Consider the following 18,832-nt stretch of genomic DNA (forward strand, 5'->3'; position numbering starts at 1 on the left):
CCCCCCCCCCCCCCCCCCCCCCCCCCCCCCCCCCCCCCCCCCCCCCCCCCCCCCCCCCCCCCCCCCCCCCCCCCCCCCCCCCCCGCCCCCCCCCCCCCGGGACGGGCGGCCGGTGGCGGTCGTGCTGCGGCCGCTGGGGCTCGGTGACCTGCTCACCGGCGTCCCGGCGATCCGCGCGGTCCGCGCCGCGGCGCCCGACCACCGGCTGGTCCTGGCGACGACGACCGCGCTGGCCCCGCTCGCCGGGCTCGTCGACGCCGTGGACGAGGTGCTGCCCGCCCGCGAGCTCGAGCCGCTGGACTGGTCCAGGCCGCGGCCCGACCTCGCCGTCGACCTGCACGGCAGGGGACCGGCGTCGCACGTCGTCGTCGCCGACCTGCACCCGCGGCGGCTGCTCACCTTCGCCAGCCCCGGTTATCCCGGCCCGGCGTGGTACCCCGACGAGCACGAGGTCGCCCGCTGGTGCCGGCTGGTGTCCGAGGGCCTGGGCGTGCCCGCCGACCCCGACGCGCTCGACCTCGCCGTCCCCGCCGTGCCCCCGTCGGTCACCGGGGCGGCGCTGCTCCACCCGGGCGCCGCCTTCCCCGGCCGGCGGTGGCCGGCGGAACGGTTCGCCGCCGTCGCGCGGTGGCTGGCCGACGCCGGGCACGACGTCCGCGTCACCGGCGGCCCGGCCGAGCGCGACCTCGCGCAGGCGGTCGCCCGCGGCGCGGGACTGCCCGACGACGCCGTGCTCGCCGGGACGACGTCGACCCTCGAGCTCGCCGCCACCGTCGCCGCGGCCCGGGTGGTGGTCAGCGGCGACACCGGCGTGGCGCACCTGGCGACGGCCTACCGCCGTCCCTCGGTCGTGCTGTTCGGGCCGGTGTCCCCGGCGCTGTGGGGTCCGCCACCGCGGCCGCAGCACGTGGTGCTCTGGCACGGAGACGGCACCGGCGACCCCTGGGGCACCGAGCTCGACCCGGCGCTGGCGCGGATCACCGTCGACGAGGTGACCGCGGCCCTGGCCGGGCTGCTCCGACCCGACGGGAGCGGCCCCGCCGTGCCGTGCACGACGGGGCCGCTCACCGTTCCGCGCTAGACGGCCAGTCCCGAGCAGGACCGGGAGCAGTCCAGGCGCCAGATCGAGGTGCCCAGCGTGGTGAAGAGCGCCGAGGGCACCAGCCGCTCACCCCGCGGTCCCGTGAGCGGACCGCCGCCCGTGGGTCGCGTGCCACCGCCGGCGCCCGGCTGCTGGGTGCCGGGCTGCGGCGTGCCGGGTGCCGGGCTCGGGGTCGGGGTCGGCGAGACGCCGCCCGTGCCGTCGAGGTAGGTGAGGCCGCCGGCCAGCACCGAGGAGGTGCCGTCGGGGGCGAACACGTACACGTCGTAGGTGCCGGCCGCGCGGGCGGGCGTGGTGAAGGTGACGCTGGTGGCCGACACCGCGGTCACCGTGGCCTGCGCGGTGGACCCGACGCGGACCCGCGCCCCGGCCGGGACCGCCGTACCGGTGATGGTCACGCTCGTGCCACCGGCGGTGCCCACCCGGGTCGGGTTGATCGACGTCAGGCCGAACGGCCCCACGCCCGGGTAGGTCTGCTGCCCACCCGGCCCCGGCGTGCTGCCGCCGGGCGCCGGGGTCGACCCGCCGGGCGCCGGCGCACCGGTCGTCGGCGTGCTGCCGCCGGGCGCCGGGGTGCCGGGCTGGCTGCCGCCCGGGGCGGGAGTGCCACCGCCGGGCGCCGGGCTGCCGGTCGACGGGGTCGAGCCGCCGGGCGCCGGCGTGCTCGGCGTGCTCGGCGTGCTGGTGCCGGGCTGCGTGGTCGACGGCGGGGTCGAGCCCCCGGGCGCCGGGGTGCCGGGCTGGCCACCACCGGGTGCCGGGGTGCCGCCCGGCGTGCTGGTGCCCGGCTGGGTGGTCGACGGCGGGGTCGAGCCGCCCGGTGCCGGCGTGCTCGGCGTGCTCGGCGTGCTCGGGGTGCTCGTGCCCGGCTGGGTGGTCGACGGCGGCGTCGAGCCGGCCGGGGCCGGGGTGCCGCCACCGGGCGCCGGCGACGGCGCCGGGGGGCCGGGCCGGGGGCCGGTGGCCGGCGCCTGGTAGGCCACGCCGACCAGCAGCGGCGCGGCGGAGGCCAGCCCCACGTCGGCCCCGTCGCGGACCAGCTGCGCGGTGAGCACGTACCGGCCCTGGCCCAGCTCGAGGCTCGGGGTGACCGTCGCCGACGGGCCGGGACGGCTGCCCAGGTCGAAGGTGACCGCGCCGGTGTCGTCGGTGGTCGCGGTGACCCCGCCGACGGTGACCTGCTGCTGGCTGAGGGCGTACACCTGGCCCTGGTGCTCCATGCCCAGGCGCAGGCGGACGGCGTACTGCCCACCCGGGGCGCTGCCGCTGGTCACGACGGTCGGGGCGACCGTGCCGGGGTCGACGGTCATCCCGGTGAAGGTGTAGGACACCCCGGCGGCGGTCTGGCCGAGCTGGGTCAGCGACAGCCGGCCGCCGGTGACCGACTTCCCGGCGAACGCGGCCACCGGGTCCACGTCGGCCAGCAACCGCTGCACCAGCTGGTCGGGGGCCGCGGCGCGGTCCTGCGCCCGGTAGAGCGCGAACGCGGCCGCCACCTGGGGCGCGGCGATGGAGGTGCCGGAGACGAACCGGTGGTCGCCGTCGTTCCAGGTGGTGAACACGTACTTGCCCGGCGCGAACAGGTCGACGGTCCTCGCGCCGTAGGCGGAGGACTCGGTGACGCCGTCGGAGGCGTTGCTGTTGCCGACGGTGACCATGTTCGGGCGGTTGAGGCTGGCCGGGTAGTACAGCGAGGTGTCCCGGTCGAGGGCGTCGTTGCCGGCCGCGGCGACCACGACCACGCCCTTGCTCGCGGCGTAGTCGATGGCGTCGGTGAGGATCTGCGCGGCGCCGAGGCCGCCCCACGAGGCGTTGACGACGTCGGCACCGTTGTCGGCGGCGTAGCGGATCGCCTGGGCGCCGGCGATCATGTCGACCCCGCTGCCGGTGCCGATGACCAACGGCATGATCGTCACGTCCGGGGCGACCCCGGCGGTGCCGACGCCGTTGCCGGCACGCGCGCCGGCCACGCCGGCCACGGAGGTGCCGTGGCTGTTGCCCGCGGCGTTCACGTGGTCGGCGTTGTTGCCGTAGAAGTTCCAGCCACCACAGTCGCCGGGGTAGCCGTTGCCGTCGTTGTCGACGGGGCTGCCGCAGATCTCGTCGGTGTTGCGCCAGAGGGCACCGGCGAGGTCGGGGTGGTCGGTCATGACACCGCTGTCGACCACGGCGACGGTGACGCCACGACCGGTGCCGGCCCGCCAGCCGAGGTCGGCGTCGACGTCGGCGTCGGCGGTGCCGGGCTGGCCGTAGGAGTTGCTGCCGGTGTTGTCCAGGTTCCAGCCGTACTGCACCGCGTACGGGTCGGTGATGGCCTCACCGAACACCTCACCGGTCGGTGAGGGCTCCACCTGCGCGCCGGGCAGCGCCGCGCGGAGCTGGTCGGCGGTGGTGCCGAAGCCGGCGACCAGCGCCGACCCGTCGAAGACGGCCTGCGCGGAGTCCACCCCCGGCACGGCCTGCAGCGTGGTGAGGTCCTCGGCGGTGACGCCGCCGGGCACCGTCACGACGAGCCGGGTGCGCCCGTCGCCGGCCGGTCCGAAGTCGCTCGCCTCCGCGAACGTCGGCCCGGCCAGCGCGGTGTCGATCGCCGCCGCTCCGCCGAAGCCCAGCGCGACGCCGAGCACCGCGCAGATCGCCCGCTTCCCCCGGGAGGCCGGCCCGGACCTGGTGTGCGGGCTGCGTCCTGACCCCGTGTGCATGCGTGTCCCCGTTCCCTCGGCGGCTCGACGGCCCGGTGCGGGCCCGTGCCGGACGTCGGCGTCCGCTGCTGCCGCCTGCACCCGAGGGACGACGGGATCCCCCTGACGGGGGGTGTTTCCGGACGATCCGTTCTCGGGTCAAGGGCTGCCCGGGTGGTGCCGAAGTGACGGGTGGTCCCTGCGGCACGGGCGCAGCGGGGCCGCGGACACGACGGAGGCGCGGGGATGAGGATCGCCACGAACGTGGCGGCAGTCCGCGCCCACACCGCCTTGGAGCGGACGGACCGGTCGGTGACGGCGTCGCTGCGGCGGCTGTCCTCGGGACTGCGGATCACCGGCGCCGCCGACGACGCGGCGGGGCTGGCCGTCTCCGAGGGCCTGCGCGCCCGCACCCGCGGCGCGACCGTGGCGGTCCGCAACGCCCAGGACGGCATCGGCGTCGTCCGCACCGCCGACGGCGCCCTCGACGGGGTGCAGGCGATCCTGCGGCGGATGCGCGACCTGGCCGTGCAGGCCGGCAACGCCGGTGCCCTCGACGCGGCGGCGGCCGGTGCCGTCCGCACCGAGTTCGACCAGCTGCGCCGCGAGATCGACGACGTCGCGGACACCACCACCTCCCACGGCATCCGGCTCCTGGACGGCACGTACGACCGGCTGCCGCAGGTCGGCGCCGACGCCGGTGACACCCTCCGCGTCGTCATCGCCGTCTCCGGCCGGGCGGTGAGCGCCGCCGGCCTGGGGCTGTCCCGGGTCGACGTGACCGGCGGCCTGGGTCTCCCGCACACGCTCACCCCGGCGGTCGCCGTCGAGCCGAGCACGCCCGCGCCGGGGCGGCTGACCCTCGCGGTCGACCCCACCTCGGCCGCCGCCCTCGCCGCGCTGACCGGGACCGTGGAGTACGACGGGCGGGTGCTCGACCTCGCGTCGGTCGACCGCACGGGGGCGGTGACCGCGCGGGACCACCTCGACCGGCTCGACGCCGCGGTGGCGGCCACCCTCGGCGTCGGTCCGCTCACCCCGACCGCCACCGGACTGGTGCTCACCGGCGCCACCCCGGGTCCGGCCTCGCTGCCGGCCGACGCCGCCGGGCTGACCCCGCGCTACACCGGGCCCGTCCCCGCCACGGTCGATGCCGCCGTCCCCGCCGCCCGGGCCACCGCCGCACCCGGACGACTGCTCCTGGCCGGCGACCACGTCTCGGCGGACGCCCACGCGGAGAGCTTCGACGCCCTCGCCGGCACGGTGCGCTACGGCGGGCGGACCTTCGACCTGGGGTCGGTGGACTACACCGGCGCCGGGACGGCGCAGGAGCGCCTCGACCGGCTCAACGCCGGCGCCGTGGCGGCTCTCGGCACCGGGTCGACCCCGTTCGTCGCCACCGCCACCGGCCTGCTGTTCACCGGGGAGACCCCGGGCCCGGCCTCCACGGCGGCCGACGCCGCGGCGCTGACCCCGTACTACACCGGGGACGCGGGCACCGCCGGCACGCTCCGGGCCATCGACGGCGCCATCGCCCGGGTGTCGGACCTCCGCGCCCACCTCGGCGCGATCGACAACCGCCTCTCGTCCCGCATCGGCGTGCTCGGCGCGGCCATCGAGGGCACGACGGCCGCCGAGTCCCGGATCCGCGACCTCGACGTGGCCGCCGAGGTCACCGCCCTGACCCGCAGCCAGGTCCTGGCGCAGGCGGGGAACGCCGTGCTGGCGCAGGCCGACCAGACCCCGGCCCGCGTGCTCGCCCTGCTGCGCTGACCGCCGGGCGGTCCGGGCGACCGCGGTGCTACCGCTGCCGCAGCGCGTCGAACAGCACGTCCTGCAGGTCGTTGGGGTCGACGGCGGAGTAGGCCGCGCCGCCGGTGGCCGAGGCGATCTGCTGCAGGGCCTCGATGTCGGCGTCCGGGCCGAGCGCCACGCCGATGACCTTGACCGGCCGCTGCGGATCGGCCTCGGCCTCCAGCGTCTGCAGCAGGGTGTCGAGGTCGATGCCCGAGGAGTCTTCGTTGGTGCCGTCGGTGACGATCACGACGCTGCTGACGGCCTCGGGGTCGTACTGCTCCTGCGCGGCGCGGAAGGCGCCCAGCGTCGTGTCGTACAGGCCGGTGCCCCCGGGGGCGAGCCGGTCGGGGACGGTGTCGAGCTCGTCGTCGAGCAGGTCGCGCTGGGTGGTGCCGTCGACCTCGTCGGAGAGCGTGCGGATGGGCGCGAGCTCCGTCCAGTCCTGCTCGCCCTGCAGCTGGTAGGCGAACACCCACAGCCCGATCGACGACGTCCCGGGGATGAGCGTCAGCGCGCTCTTGGCCGCGTCGCGGGCGAGGGTGGCGCGGGTGCCGTCCCCGGCGGGGGCCTCCATCGACGCCGACACGTCGATGACGGTGAGCAGCCGGGAGGGCGCGGCCAGCCGGCTGAGCTCGCCGAGCAGGGTCTGCACCCCCTCGGGGTCGACGTCGAGCACCGGGGGCGCCTCCTCCCGCACGCCCGGGCCGGGGTCGGTCGGCGGGGTGCCCTCGGCGTCGCGGAACCCGGCCGCCAGCACGGCGGTGCGCGCACCGGCGGAGGTCAGCGTCCGGACGACGGCGTCGACGGCGGCTCGGTCCTCGTCGGCGGTGGGGCCCACCCGCAGCACCGGGTAGTCCAGCTGCGGCGAGCCCTCGGCCGGGTAGACGGCGACGAGCGAGGAGTCCGGGGTCGCCCGGTTGACCGTGATGACCTCCTGCTCGCTGACCGGCACCAGCGCGGCCTCGACGTCGTTCTCCGCGGCGGCGGTGAGCGCGTCGGCCGGGTCGACCGCCGGGCCCCGGCGGGCGGCCAGGACGGCCTGGACGACGGCGTTGTCGGCCTGCTCGCCCCCGCCGAGCGAGGTCTGCACGGCGGCGAGCGCGGCGACGCCCTCGGCGCTGGCGGCCAGGTCGGGCACCGCGATCGGGCGCTGGCCGCTCAGCGCCGCGCGCCAGTCCGGCGGCGTCTGGGTCCAGCCGAGCTGGTCGGCGGCGGCCTGGCTGGTGCCGAGGACGACGGGGGAGCGCGCCATCGACCCCGAGGCGTCGAACTCGACCTCGCCGGCGCGGACGGTCCACAGCGAGCTGTCGGGCACCCAGACCTGCGGCAGCGCGCCGTCCTCGAGGGCGGAGAGGTCGCCGACGGTCTGCAGCGGCTCCTGGGCGCTCACCTCGCCGACGGCGCAGCTCCCGCCGCCGAGGTCCTGCGGCTCGGCGAGGAGGTCCTGCGCGACGCCGCCCATCTCGGGTGCGACCGTGACCCGGACGGTGCGGGTGTCCTCGCACCCGTCGTCCCCGCCCGACCCGGAGGCCAGCCACCAGACCAGCCCGCCGGCCACCAGCGCGACGACCACGAGGCCGGCCAGCAGGGCGACGGGTGCGGGACGCTGGCTGCGGCGCACGGTGCTCGTGTCGGCGTGGCGGCCCATTGCTCGCTCTCCGTCAGTGTCCGGTTCCTCGGCGTGCTCTACGACCGCCGGTCACCAATGTAGATGCGAAGTCGGCCACAGTGGGAGCGGGCCGGTCGAGGAGGCTCCCGCGGCCCCGGGGGAGCCGGTCAGCCGGCCTGCAGCGCGAGCGTCCGCTGCCGCTCGGCGAACCACGCCACGGTGCGGCTCAGCCCCTCCTCCGAGGCGACGCGGGGACGCCACCCGAGCAGCTCCTCGGCGCGGCGGGTGTCGGGACGGCGGACCTTCGGGTCGTCGACGGGCAGGTCGATGTACTCGATGCCCGAGGACGAGCCGGTGAGCTCGATGACCCACTCGGCGAGCCGGAGCATCGACAGCTCGTCGGGGTTGCCGATGTTGACCGGGCCGGGCTGGTCGGAGAACGCCAGCGCGAGGATGCCGCGCACCGTGTCGTCGACGTAGCAGATCGAGCGGGTCTGCGAGCCGTCGCCGGCGACGGTGAGCGGCCGGCCGGCCAGCGCCTGGCCGACGAAGGCGGGGATGGCCCGGCCGTCGTCGGCGCGCATCCGCGGGCCGTAGGTGTTGAAGATGCGCACGATGCCGGTGTCGGTGCCCTTCGACGTCCGGTACGCGGTCGTCATGGCCTCGCTGAACCGCTTGGCCTCGTCGTAGACGCCGCGCGGACCGACCGGGTTGACGTTGCCCCAGTACTCCTCCGGCTGCGGGTGCACCAGCGGGTCGCCGTAGACCTCCGACGTCGAGGCCAGCACGTACCGGGCGCCCTTCTCGTGCGCCAGGCCCAGGGTGTGCAGCGTGCCGACGCTGCCGACCTTGAGCGTCTCGATCGGCATGCGCAGGTAGTCCAGCGGGCTGGCCGGCGAGGCGAAGTGCAGGACGAGGTCGACCGGGCCGGGCACGTGCACGAAGTCGGTGACGTCGCAGCGCACCAGCCGGAACCCGGGGTGCTCGAGCAGGTGGACGACGTTCTCCGGCGAGCCGGTGAGGAAGTTGTCCAGGCACACCACCTCGACGCCGCGGTCGAGGAGGTGCTCGCAGAGGTGGGAGCCGAGGAACCCGGCGCCGCCGGTCACCACCGCCCGCCGGATCGTCCGTGCCGCCTGCACCATCGACGCTCCCGTCCTTCCGCCCGTGCCCTGCCGGGGCGCTCGTACCCGGAGATCACCGGCCGACACTTCGACAGCTGAGTGTCTCCTCGCACGGGTGACCGGAACGCCGACGGGCCGCCGGTCCCCGGAGGAGACCGACGGCCCGTCGGTGAGGTGCTGGAACGGCCCCCGGGAAGGGGGCCCTTCGACTAGTTCGCGGCTTCCTCCTCGGGGATGCCGTTCTCCGGGGGAGTGGCGGCCTCGCTGTCGTCCTCCTCGATCTCGGCGTCACCGAGGTCGGTGGTGAGGACCGGCGTCAGCTCCTCGACAGCCGCGCCGGCCACCTGGACGACGCGCATGCCGCTGGTGCCCATGTGGCTGTCCTCGGAGTACCGGAACGGGGCGAACAGCGGACCCTCCCAGTCGGCGCCGACCTCCTCGATCGCCGCGACCAGGTCGTCCCGCGTGGGGTTCTGCCCGGCCGCCTGCAGCGCCTGCACGGTCGTGTAGGCCTGCGCCATGCCGTACAGGCGGAAGGTGGTCAGCTCGCCCTCCTGCCCCTGCTCGTCCCAGATCTGCTGGAACATCTGCACCCACGGGTCGTCGGGCGAGTCGGTGCCCGGGAAGTACTCGGTGGTGATCGCGCCGTCGAGCAGCGTGGCGTCGGTCACCTGCCCCTGGGAGAAGTTGGCCAGCAGGCTGCCGACCAGCGTCGGGTCCGAGCCCACGTTCGAGTAGAACCACTGCGGCTGGTAGCCCAGGCGCAGCGAGACCAGCTGCGAGAGCGCCGTGTAGCTGGGCACGTTGAACCCGACGACGACGTCGGCCCCGGCGGCCTGCAGCGCGGCGATCTGCGGACCCACGTCGGTGTTGCCCGGGACGTAGCTCTGCACCTCGACGATCTGGTCGTCGATGTACTCCCGCAGGCCGCTCTCGCCGTCGGCACCGAGGTCGTCGTCCTGGAGGAACAGGCCGACCTTGGCGTCGGGGAGGTTCTCGGCGATGTACTGCCCGAGGATCTTGCCCTCGCTGACGTAGTCGGTCTGCCAGCCGAAGGTGTACGGGTAGTCCTCCGGGGTCTCGCCCCACAGCCGCGAGCCCGAGGAGACGAACAGGTCGGGCACGCGCTCGCTGTTGAGGAACTCCAGGACGGCGGAGTGCGTCGGCGTCCCGAGGCCACCGACGACCGCGAAGACCTCGTCCTCGAGCACCAGCTGGTTGACCACCGCGCTGGTGTTCGTGGGGTTGTAGGCGTCGTCGCGGTAGACGTACTCGATCTGCCGGTCGTAGACGCCGCCGTTGGCGTTGACGTGGTCGAAGTAGGCCTGCACACCGGTCGGGATCTCGCTGTAGCCGGGGGCCGCCACGCCGGTGAGCGGGTAGTGCGCCCCGAGCTTGATCGTGTCCTCGGTGATGCCGATGTCGGAGGCCTCGTTCTCGCCGCCACCGCCCCCGCCACCGCCGCCGTCGTCTCCGCCGCCGCAGGCAGCCAGCGTCGTGGCGACGGTGGCCGCGGCCAGGAGCCGGGTGAGTCGCCGGGAGGATCTGGTCAACGGTTCTCCTTCTTCCGGTCCCGGACGCGTTCGGCCGGGGGTCTGTGGGGGAGGGCCGGCGTCGGCCCGCGGCGCGGCGGCCGCCGCTCAGCTGCCGGCGCCGCGCGCCGCCCGGCGCGCCCGGGCGGTCAGCCACCGCATCCGGATGGTCCCGACCACCCCGGCCGGGGCGAAGATCATCACCACGACGAGCACCAGCCCGTACACGAACGGGGCGAGCTGGGCGGCCTCGGTGCTGTTGAGCCCGAGGTCGGCGCCGAGGTCGGTGACGAACGGCGGCAGGAACACCAGCAGCGCCGAGCCGAGCAGGACGCCGAGCAGGCTGCCCAGGCCGCCGATGACGATGGCGGTCAGCAGCGCCAGCGACAGCACCAGCGTGAAGCCGCTGGGCGCGGCCAGCCGGACCACCAGGGCCAGCACCCCGCCGGCCAGACCCGCGCAGGCGGCGCTCACGACGAAGGCCAGCACCCGCCAGGCGCCCAGGTTGATGCCGGCCAGCTCCGCGGCCACCTCCTGGTCGCGGACCGCGCGCCACGTGCGGCCGATGCGGCTGCGCACCAGGTTCGCCAGCAGGAAGAAGGTGATGAGCAGGCAGATGGTGCCGACGTAGGCCAGCCACTTGGTGGCGCTCGGCGGGTTGCCCGACACCAGGTCGATGAAGCTCTCGAAGCTCTCCGGTGCCCGCGGTGCCCGCACCCGCAGGCCCTGCTCCCCGCCGAACAGGTCGCCGTAGTACACCGCCAGGCCGGGCAGGCCGACCGCGAGCGCCAGCGTCGCCCCGGCCAGGTAGGGGCCGTGCAGCCGGGCCGCGGCGACCCCCACCAGCGCGCCGACGACCGTGGCGAGGGCCACCGCGGCCAGGAGGACGACCGGCAGCGGCAGGGGCTCGTCGGCGTCGAGCATCAGCGCGGTGGTGTAGGCGCCGACGGCCATGAGCGCGCCGTGGCCGAGGGAGATCTGCCCGTTGAGGCCGGTCAGGACCGTCAGCCCACCGGCCGCGATCGCGTAGTAGGTGAGCTGGGCCAGCTGGGAGTTGGTGAACGGGTCGGTGATCTCCAGCAGGACGACCGCGCCCACGGCGCAGGCGACCAGCACCAGCAGGTGGCGCAGCAGCGTGTTGGCGGGGAGGAACGAGCGTCCCCCGCCGACGGAGGCCGACGGCGCGTTGGCGGCGGCGGTGGCCTCGACGGGGGCCTCGGAGGAGATCTCCCCGGTCGAGACGACGGGGGTGTCCGGCGGCTGGGTCATCTGGCTCACGCCCTCCGTGCCGTGCTGCTGGCGAACAGGCCGCCGGGCCGCACCAGGAGCACCACCATGAGGATCACGAGGGCGGCCAGGTTGACCAGTGCGGGGTCGAGGTAGGCGCTGACGTAGCTCAGCGCGAGCCCGATGGTCAGGCCGCCGACGACGGCGCCCACCGGGGAGTCGAGGCCGCCGAGCACGGCGGCGACGAAGCCGAACACGATGAGCGCGTCCATGTAGGCCGGGTAGACCAGGCCGCCGCCGGCGATGAGCAGGCCCGACAGCGAGCCGACGACGGCGGCCAGCGCCCAGCCGAGGGTCAGCATCCGGCCGACGCGGACACCGAGCAGCCGTGCCACCTCCTGCCCGAAGGCCGAGGCGCGCATGGCCAGGCCCAGGCGGGTGAAGCGGAACAGCGCGATCAGGCCGGCCATCGTCAGGACGACCGCGACCAGCACGTAGATGCTGTTGGGGGTCAGGGCGATGGTGGTCTCGCCGACGGTGAACCCGCGCAGCCCGAACGGTGCCGGGAACGACTCGAACGACGAGCCGAACACGATCGCGATCAGCGCCTGGATCGCGACGAACAGGCCCAGGGTGACGATGACGGCGTTGAGCTCGGGACCGCCCTCGACCGGCCGGATGACGACCCGCTCGATGACCGCGCCGATGACGAAGCCGCTGGCCAGGGCGACGACGAGGGCCAGCCAGTAGGACTGCCCGGCCTGGATGAGGGCCAGGGCGATGAAGCTGGTCGCCGCGGCCATCGAGCCCTGCGCGAAGTTGACGATGCGGGTGGACCGCCAGATGAGCACCAGGGCCAGCGCGAAGGCCGCGTAGACCGACCCCGAGATCAGCCCGGTGAGGGTGACGTTCACGAACTGCTGCACGAGCGGATCGCCTTCCTGCTGTGTCCTGGACGGGCGGCCGGCTCAGAAGCCGAGGTAGGCGTGGCGGAGTTCCTCGTCCCCGGCGAGCCGGTGCGCCTCGTCGGTGACCACGACCCGCCCGAGGTTGAGCACGACCCCCACGTCGGCGACCGACAGGGCGCTGCGGGCGTTCTGCTCCACCAGCAGCACCGACAGGCCCTCGGAGTCGACGAGGTTGCGCAGCAGCGCGAAGATCTGCGCCACGATCCGCGGCGCCAGGCCCAGCGACGGCTCGTCGAGCAGCAGCAGGCGGGGCTGGGCCAGCAGCGCCCGCCCGATGACGAGCATCTGCCGCTCACCGCCGGAGAGCGTGTGCGCCGGGTTGTCCCGCCGTTCGACCAGGCGGGGGAAGAAGTCGTAGACCCGGTCGAACTCGTCCTTGCCGACCTTGCCGCGGAACAGCGACCCCACGCGCAGGTTCTCGTCGACGGTCAGCTCGGCGATGACGCCGCGGCCCTCCGGCACGTGCGACATGCCCTTGGTGACCATGGCCTCGACCTGCGCCCGGGTGACGTCCTCGCCGCCGAGGACGACGCGGCCGGCGGTCGGGCGCACCAGGCCGCTGATGGTGCGCAGCAGCGTCGTCTTGCCCGCGCCGTTGGCGCCCAGGACGGCGGTGATCCGGCCGGCCTCGGCCTGCAGCGAGACGCCGTCGAGCGCCCGGACCGGCCCGTAGGCGGCCGACAGCCCCTCGACCTCCAGCACCGGCACGGCGGCGCGGGCCCCACCCCCGGTCCCGGCGGCAGGGGAGGAGGCGGCGGACGCGGCGGTGGCCCCCTTCGACAGCGAGGCCCCGTTCGGCTGGGTCACGTCAGCGCTCCCGTCCGTCGGTGGACGTGGTCAGGGCCGCGGCGTCGCTCGCGACGTCGACCTCGTCGCCGAGGTAGGCCTCGGTCACGGCCGGGTCGGCCTGCACCTCCGCCGGCGTGCCGGCGGCGATCTGCTGGCCGGAGTCGAGCACGGTGATCCGGTCGCACACCCGCATGACGAGGTCCATGTGGTGCTCGACGAGCAGCACGCTCATCCGCCCGGACAGCGTGCGGATCAGGTCGCCGAGCTCGTGCATCTCGTCCTCGGACAGGCCGCTGGCCGGCTCGTCGAGCAGCAGCAGGTCGGGGTCGCTGACCAGGGCACGGGCCAGTGCGACCCGCTTCTGCACCGGGTAGGGCAGCGAGTCGGGGTAGCGGCCGGCGTAGGGGGTGGCCTCGAGCTCCTCGAGGGCTGCCAGGGCCCGCGCGCGCAGCCGGGCCTCGTCGCGGTCGGACGTCGGGATGGCGAACAGCGCGGAGACGAACCCGGCCCGGGCGTGCCGGTGGGCGCCCACCATGACGTTCTCCAGCACGGTCAGGCCGCGGAAGAGGCCGACGCCCTGCAGGGTGCGGGCGATGCCGAGCCGGCTGAGCTGGCTGGGCCGCAGCCGGCGCAGCTCGTCGCCGCGCCACACGATCCGGCCGGTGTCGGGGCGGACCAGGCCGCAGGCGACGTTGAACAGGGTCGTCTTGCCCGCTCCGTTGGGCCCGATGAGCCCGTGCACCTGGCCGGGCTCGACGGTCAGCGACACGTCGGAGAGCGCGGCGACGCCCCCGAAGGACACGCTGATCCCGGTCATCTCCAACCGGGCGTCGGGCGAGCGGTCGCGGTGCGGCGTGGTGCTGCCCGTGCTGTCCGGCGGCTGCGCCAAGGGGCCCACGTCTCCTCTGCGTCGGGGAGTCGCCGCGACCGGCGGCGCGCGGGGCGACGAATGAGTCACGGCTCCGTCCCGAACAGCCTGCCGACTGGTGAGGGCCGTCACAATGGGCTGACCGCACAGTGATGACCGGCCCGTGTTGTGCTGTCGGCGGTGCCGAGGGGAGGTGGTCACGTGCAGGAGACGCGGCGCGCGGTGGCCGACCGGCTCGCCGAGCTGGTGCCGGTGCTGCTCGGCGAGCTCGACGGCATGACCGACCGGATGGTCGACATCCTGCTGCGCACCGAGCCCGCCTACCGCGACGCGCTGCGCTCCGACCCCGCCGCGATGCGCGCCTCCCTCAAGGGGAACCTCGCCGTCGGCGTCCGCGCGCTGCTGTCGGAGGGGTCGGTCCCCGAGCGCGAGGCCGGGGCGGCCGCCGCCGCCGAGGTCGGCCGGCTGCGCGCCAGCCAGGAGATCCCGCTCGAGGCGGTGCTGCGCGGCTACCGGCTCGGCGGCCAGGTGCTCTGGGAGTCGCTGGTCGCGGCCTCGCGGCAGGTCGCCGGCCACGACGACGGCCTGCTGCTGGAGGTGGCCGGGTCGCTGTGGCGCACCAACGACCGCGAGTGCACCGCCGTCGCCACGGCCTACCGCACCGAGGAGCGCCGCCGCACCGGCCTCGACGCCGCCGGGCGGCAGCGGCTCGTCGACGGCCTGCTCGACGGCCGCGGCGGCGACCCGGCCTTCGCCCGGACGGCGTCGGAGCAGCTCGCCGTCCCGCTGACCGGCCGGCTGGCCGTCGTCGTCGCCCCCGCCGGTGAGCACGGGCCGGGCCTGCCGGCCGACCCCGGGGCGGCCCTGCTCAAGCGCGGCATCCGCTCGGCGTGGGGCACCCGGGGGCAGGCGCAGGTGGGCGTGGTGGCCCTGGGCACCCGCCGGCTGCCGGAGCTGCTGGGACGGCTGGGGTTGCTGACCACCGGGCGGGTGGGGGTGTCGGCCGTCGTGGAGGGCGCCGCGGCCGTGGCCGGTGCCTACCGGCTGGCCGAGACCGCCGCGCGCACGCTGCGCGCCGGCACCACGCGGGTGGTCACGGTCGACGACCGGCTGCCCGAGGCGCTGCTGTCCAACTCACCGGAGATCGCCGAGCGGCTCGTCGGGCTCACCCTCGGCCGGCTGCTGGAGCTGCCCGAGGACGAGCGCGAGGTGCTGCTGGAGACGCTCTCGGCCCTGCTCGACGCCGACGGCTCGCCCACCCGCGCCGCCGACCTCCTGTACTGCCACCGCAACACGGTCATGCACCGGCTGCGGCGCATCGAGTCGGTGACCGGCCGCAAGCTCACCGACCCGCGGGCGCGGCTGCTCTGGCAGCTGGCGCTGCTGGGCACCGGTCACCACGACGCGGCCAACCGCCGGCCGGTCTGCGACTCCGCCTAGCAGCGGCTGGAAAGGCCCCCTCGCAGGGGCCCGCCGCCAGCCTGGGAGCGGTGGGGGGCGAGGGGGTCCTCCTGCTGCGCTACTGGAGGTAGCCCTCGACCTCGGACCTCGGGCGGACCTCCGCGGAGTCGGGGTCCTCGTCGTACTGCCGCTTGGCGTCCCGCTGCCGGCGCAGGTCCCAGAGCTGGTCGCGCTCCTCCTCGATCTGCCGGAGCCGGGCCCGCTGCTCGGCGGTGTGCTCCCCGCTCTCCCGGAGCAGGCGCTCCTCGTCGGCGAGCGCGTCGATGCGGTGGCGGATCTCGTCGTCGTCCATGCCCGCACTCTGCCCTGCGCCCCTTCCGCGCAACCGCTCAGGTTTCCGGGACCCAGCCCTCGACGAAGGCGGCCAGCCGCCGGGTCACCGCCCCGCCGGCGCGGCCCAGCGCCAGCAGCGCCGCCCGGTCCAGCGGGACCCGCACGGTGCGCCGGCCGGGGTCCGTGGCGCGCACCGCGTGCCCGGCGGCCACCAGCGCCGGCCACGGCCGCCGGAGCTGGGCCAGCACCCGGTCGAGGGCGGCCGCCGTCGGGCCGGCGTTGCCCTCGACCATCGCCGTCACGAACGCCGGGTCGCTGCCGGCCACCCGGGTGCCGTCGCGGAAGCTGCCGGCGGCCAGCGCCAGGGCCAGCGGGCCGGCCTCGCCGGCGGCCGCGGCCAGCGCGGCGGCGAGCAGGTGCGGCACGTGGCTGACCGCGGCGACGGCGGCGTCGTGCTCGGCGACGGTCACCGGCACCACCTCCGCGCCGGCGTCGAGGGCCACCTCCGCGGCGCGCAGCCAGCGCGGCAGCTCGGTGCCCGGCTCCAGGCACAGCGCCCAGCGGGCGCCGCGGAACAGCGCCGGGTCGGTGGCCGCGTGCCCGGCGCGCTCGGTCCCGGCCATCGGGTGCCCGCCGACGAACCGCCCGCCCAGCGCGGCGCCCACCGTGGCCAGCACCGGCTCCTTGACCGAGCCGACGTCGGTGACGGTGGCGGCCGGGTCGACGTCGAGACCGTCGAGGGCCGCCGCGGTGTCCGGCAGCGGGACGGCCAGGACGACGACGCCGGCCAGCTCCCGGGTCACCCGCACGCCCCGCGCCGCGGCGGCCTCGCGGGCGGCGGGGTCGACGTCCCACCCGCGGACCTCGCGACCGGCCGCCACCAGCGCGGCGGCCAGCGACCCGCCGAGCTGGCCGAGGCCGACGACGCCGACCGGCGGGCGCGGCATGGTGGGGACCGGCAGGCTCACTCCGCCGTCGCCCAGCTGCGCTCGGTGCGGAAGACCCGGGCCAGCGCGGTCGCGACCAGCCGGCCGTCCTCGCCGCGGGCGTCGATCCGGTAGACGGCGGTGCGCCGGCTGCGGTGCAGCTCGGTGCCCTCGGCGACCAGCCGCTCGCCGGGCCGGCCGGGGGCGAGGAACTCGGTGTGCACGTCCTGCGCGACCGCCACGACGCCGTGGCTGTTGCTCACCGCGGCGTGGACGACGTCGAGCAGCGCCATCGTCGCCCCGCCGTGCGCGGTGCCGACGGCGTTGAGCAGCCGCGGGCCCACGGTCATGCCCGCGCGGGCGTACCCGGGGCGGACCTCCTCGAGGACGATGCCCAGCAGGTCCGCGAGCGGGTCGGCGGCGAGCCGGGCGGCCAGCGCGGGATCGACCTGGGCGCCGTCGTCCGGTGCGGGATCGGCCATGATCGGAGGCTATGCCGTCCTCTCCCCGTCCCCGGCGCCCGGCATGACGCCGCGGTCGTTCCTCCTCACCCCGGAGCTGGCCGACCACGTCCGCGCGAGCTCCGAGCCGCTCGACGAGGTGGTCGCCGACCTGGTCGCCGAGACCGCGGCCCTGGCCGAGCGCGGCGAGGCGCCGGCCACCTTCCAGATCGCCGTCGAGCAGGGCGTGCTCATGCAGCTGCTCACCCGCGCCCTCGGCGTGCGGCGGGCGCTGGAGATCGGCACGTTCACCGGCTTCTCGGCGCTGTGCATCGCCCGCGGGCTGCCCGCCGACGGCTCGCTGGTCTGCCTCGACCGCAGCGAGGAGTGGACGGCGGTCGCCCGGCGGTACTGGGAACGGGCCGGCGTCGCCGACCGGGTCGAGCTGCGGCTGGGCGACGCCCTGGACACCCTGCGCGCGATGCCGGAGGAGCCCGTCCTCGACCTGGCCTTCGTCGACGCCGACAAGACCGGCTACCGGGACTACGTGGAGGAGCTGTACCCGCGGGTGCGGCAGAACGGGGTGGTCCTGCTGGACAACACGCTGCGCGGTGGCCGGGTGCTCGCCCCCGAGTCCGACGACGACCACGCGGTGGTGGCGCTCAACGCGGCCCTGGCCGCCGACCCGCGCTGGGAGACCGTGCTGCTGCCGCTGGCCGACGGCCTGACCCTCCTGCGGCGCCGGTGAGCGGCGCGGGAGGCGGCAGCTGGGCGGTGCGGGTGAGCCGCCCGGACGGCCGCTGGCGGGTCGAGCTGCTGGCCGCCGACGCCGACGCCGAGCTGCCGGTGCTGGAGCGGGCGCTGGGGGACCCGGGCGAGTGGCCGGTGCCGTTCGTGGTCGTCGTCGACTCGCGGCTGTACTTCGTCGTGCTGCGGCACGGCCCCGGCGGGATGGTCCGGGCGCTGATCTCCGACGCCACGATGCAGGAGTGGGTGCTCGCCGCCGAGGTCGTGGAGCGGTACGGGATCGCCGTGGACGAGCGCGGCGCCCCCGACCCCGACGAGACCGGCCGGCCCGGCGGTGACCTCGACGTCTTCGCCGACGACGGCCTGCCCGCCGCGCAGCTGCGGCCGATCGTGACCGCCGACGACCTGTGGGCCGACGAGATGGTCGCGGCCGTCGCCGCCCGCCTGGGCTTCGCCGACGAGCTGGCCGCGGCGGTGCCGCGGTGAGCGCCCCGGTGGGCGCGACGGTCTCCGCCGTCGTCTTCGACCTCGGCGGCGTCCTCACCGAGAGCCCGATGCTGGCCTTCGCCGCCTACGAGGCCGAGGCCGGGCTGCCCGAGGGCCTCATCCGCCGGCTCAACAGCACCGACCCCGACACCAACGCCTGGGCGCGCTTCGAGCGCAACGAGCTCGACGTCGAGGGGTTCGTCGACACCTTCGAGGCCGAGGCGCTGGCCGCCGGGCACCGGGTGGACGCCCGCCGGGTGCTCGCCGCGCTGTCGGGGGAGATCCGTCCGGAGATGGTCGAGGCGGTGCGGCGGCTGCGGTCGGCCGGCCTGCCGCTGGGGATGCTGTCGAACAACGTCGCGCCCATGGAGCGCACCGGGCGGCTGGCCGAGCTGCTGGACCTGTTCGACGCGGTGGTGGAGTCGTCGGTCGAGGGGGTGCGCAAGCCCGAGCCGGAGATCTACCGCCGGGCGCTGGCGCGGCTGAACGAGGCGGTCGGCCGCGACCTCGGCTTCGCCGACTGCGCCTACCTCGACGACCTCGGCATCAACCTCAAGCCCGCCCGCGCGCTGGGGATGCACACGGTCAAGGTGACCGACCCGGCGGCCGCGCTGGCCGAGCTGTCGGCGCTGGTCGGCTTCCCGCTGACGTGACCGCCGGGCGGGATCGACTCCGCGGACAGTCGTGGGGGGGGGGGGGGGGGGGGGGGGGGGGGGGGGGGGGGGGGGGGGGGGGGGCGGGGGGGGGGGGGGGGGGGGGGGGGGGGGGCGGGCGGGCCCGCCGCCGGCCGGCCCGGGGCCGG

At 76.2% G+C, this 18,832-nt stretch carries 17 protein-coding genes; 6 read left to right on the top strand and 11 right to left on the bottom strand.

Features of this window, described 5'->3' with window-relative positions; translation table 11 throughout:
* Positions 1-112 precede the first annotated feature (112 nt).
* The gene (locus tag ACI780_RS23440; protein ID WP_457005958.1) at positions 113-1,081 is read left to right on the top strand and encodes a glycosyltransferase family 9 protein; all 969 of its coding nucleotides are present in this window, start codon (positions 113-115) and stop codon (positions 1,079-1,081) included.
* Here ACI780_RS23440 and ACI780_RS23445 read toward each other — a convergent pair.
* Positions 1,078-3,729, bottom strand: a complete 2,652-nt coding sequence (locus tag ACI780_RS23445) for a S8 family serine peptidase (RefSeq protein WP_457005959.1) — start codon at positions 3,727-3,729, stop codon at positions 1,078-1,080. The genes ACI780_RS23440 and ACI780_RS23445 overlap by 4 nt on opposite strands.
* Positions 3,730-4,029: 300 nt before the next feature.
* Here ACI780_RS23445 and ACI780_RS23450 point away from each other — a divergent pair, with 300 nt between their 5' ends.
* Positions 4,030-5,556, top strand: a complete 1,527-nt coding sequence (locus tag ACI780_RS23450; protein ID WP_457005960.1) for a flagellin N-terminal helical domain-containing protein — start codon at positions 4,030-4,032, stop codon at positions 5,554-5,556.
* A gap of 28 nt (positions 5,557-5,584) precedes the next feature.
* Here the strand turns inward: ACI780_RS23450 and ACI780_RS23455 are convergent, their stop codons facing one another.
* The 7 genes from ACI780_RS23455 to ACI780_RS23485 all read right to left on the bottom strand — a co-directional run bounded on the left by ACI780_RS23455 (position 5,585) and on the right by ACI780_RS23485 (position 13,727).
* Complete coding sequence (locus ACI780_RS23455; RefSeq protein WP_456869064.1) at positions 5,585-7,228, bottom strand: VWA domain-containing protein; 1,644 nt, start codon at positions 7,226-7,228, stop codon at positions 5,585-5,587.
* Between the two features lie 128 nt (positions 7,229-7,356).
* Positions 7,357-8,334, bottom strand: a complete 978-nt coding sequence (locus tag ACI780_RS23460) for a UDP-glucuronic acid decarboxylase family protein (protein WP_457005961.1) — start codon at positions 8,332-8,334, stop codon at positions 7,357-7,359.
* A 188-nt stretch (positions 8,335-8,522) separates the two neighbouring features.
* The gene (locus ACI780_RS23465; protein WP_456869062.1) at positions 8,523-9,866 is read right to left on the bottom strand and encodes an ABC transporter substrate-binding protein; all 1,344 of its coding nucleotides are present in this window, start codon (positions 9,864-9,866) and stop codon (positions 8,523-8,525) included.
* A gap of 87 nt (positions 9,867-9,953) precedes the next feature.
* Entirely contained in the window at positions 9,954-11,114 is a 1,161-nt protein-coding gene (locus ACI780_RS23470; protein WP_456869161.1) for a branched-chain amino acid ABC transporter permease, read from the bottom strand.
* A 5-nt stretch (positions 11,115-11,119) separates the two neighbouring features.
* On the bottom strand, positions 11,120-11,998 hold the full coding sequence (locus ACI780_RS23475; RefSeq protein WP_089406053.1) for a branched-chain amino acid ABC transporter permease: 879 nt from the start codon (positions 11,996-11,998) through the stop codon (positions 11,120-11,122).
* A gap of 42 nt (positions 11,999-12,040) precedes the next feature.
* A complete protein-coding gene (locus tag ACI780_RS23480; RefSeq protein WP_457005962.1) occupies positions 12,041-12,847 on the bottom strand; it encodes an ABC transporter ATP-binding protein in 807 nt (268 codons plus the stop codon).
* Position 12,848: 1 nt separating this feature from the next.
* Entirely contained in the window at positions 12,849-13,727 is an 879-nt protein-coding gene (locus ACI780_RS23485; RefSeq protein ID WP_456869060.1) for an ABC transporter ATP-binding protein, read from the bottom strand.
* Between the two features lie 171 nt (positions 13,728-13,898).
* Between ACI780_RS23485 and ACI780_RS23490 the strand changes: the two genes are divergently transcribed.
* Positions 13,899-15,137, top strand: coding sequence for a PucR family transcriptional regulator (locus tag ACI780_RS23490; RefSeq protein ID WP_457005963.1), 1,239 nt, complete (start codon positions 13,899-13,901; stop codon positions 15,135-15,137).
* Positions 15,138-15,216: 79 nt separating this feature from the next.
* Here ACI780_RS23490 and ACI780_RS23495 read toward each other — a convergent pair whose 3' ends face one another.
* From ACI780_RS23495 to ACI780_RS23505, 3 genes are read right to left on the bottom strand one after another with little or no spacing between them, the layout of a single operon-like run.
* Complete coding sequence (locus tag ACI780_RS23495; protein ID WP_456869058.1) at positions 15,217-15,450, bottom strand: DUF2630 family protein; 234 nt, start codon at positions 15,448-15,450, stop codon at positions 15,217-15,219.
* Between the two features lie 37 nt (positions 15,451-15,487).
* Positions 15,488-16,399 carry a prephenate dehydrogenase/arogenate dehydrogenase family protein gene (locus ACI780_RS23500; protein WP_457005964.1) on the bottom strand — a complete coding sequence of 304 codons (912 nt, stop codon included), beginning with the start codon at positions 16,397-16,399 and terminating at the stop codon, positions 15,488-15,490.
* A complete protein-coding gene (locus ACI780_RS23505) occupies positions 16,396-16,839 on the bottom strand; it encodes a PaaI family thioesterase (RefSeq protein ID WP_457005965.1) in 444 nt (147 codons plus the stop codon). Before ACI780_RS23505 ends, ACI780_RS23500 begins: the two co-directional genes overlap by 4 nt.
* Here ACI780_RS23505 and ACI780_RS23510 point away from each other — a divergent pair.
* The 3 genes from ACI780_RS23510 to ACI780_RS23520 are packed head-to-tail and all read left to right on the top strand — an operon-like array spanning position 16,838 to position 18,683.
* A complete protein-coding gene (locus ACI780_RS23510; RefSeq protein WP_457005966.1) occupies positions 16,838-17,545 on the top strand; it encodes an O-methyltransferase in 708 nt (235 codons plus the stop codon). The genes ACI780_RS23505 and ACI780_RS23510 overlap by 2 nt on opposite strands.
* Positions 17,542-18,030 (top strand): tRNA adenosine deaminase-associated protein, encoded by a 489-nt coding sequence (locus ACI780_RS23515; RefSeq protein ID WP_457005967.1) that lies wholly within the window; start codon positions 17,542-17,544, stop codon positions 18,028-18,030. Before ACI780_RS23510 ends, ACI780_RS23515 begins: the two co-directional genes overlap by 4 nt.
* On the top strand, positions 18,027-18,683 hold the full coding sequence (locus ACI780_RS23520; protein WP_457005968.1) for an HAD-IA family hydrolase: 657 nt from the start codon (positions 18,027-18,029) through the stop codon (positions 18,681-18,683). Before ACI780_RS23515 ends, ACI780_RS23520 begins: the two co-directional genes overlap by 4 nt.
* Positions 18,684-18,832: the final 149 nt, after the last annotated feature.

Source organism: Geodermatophilus sp. SYSU D00814, from assembly GCF_054050055.1.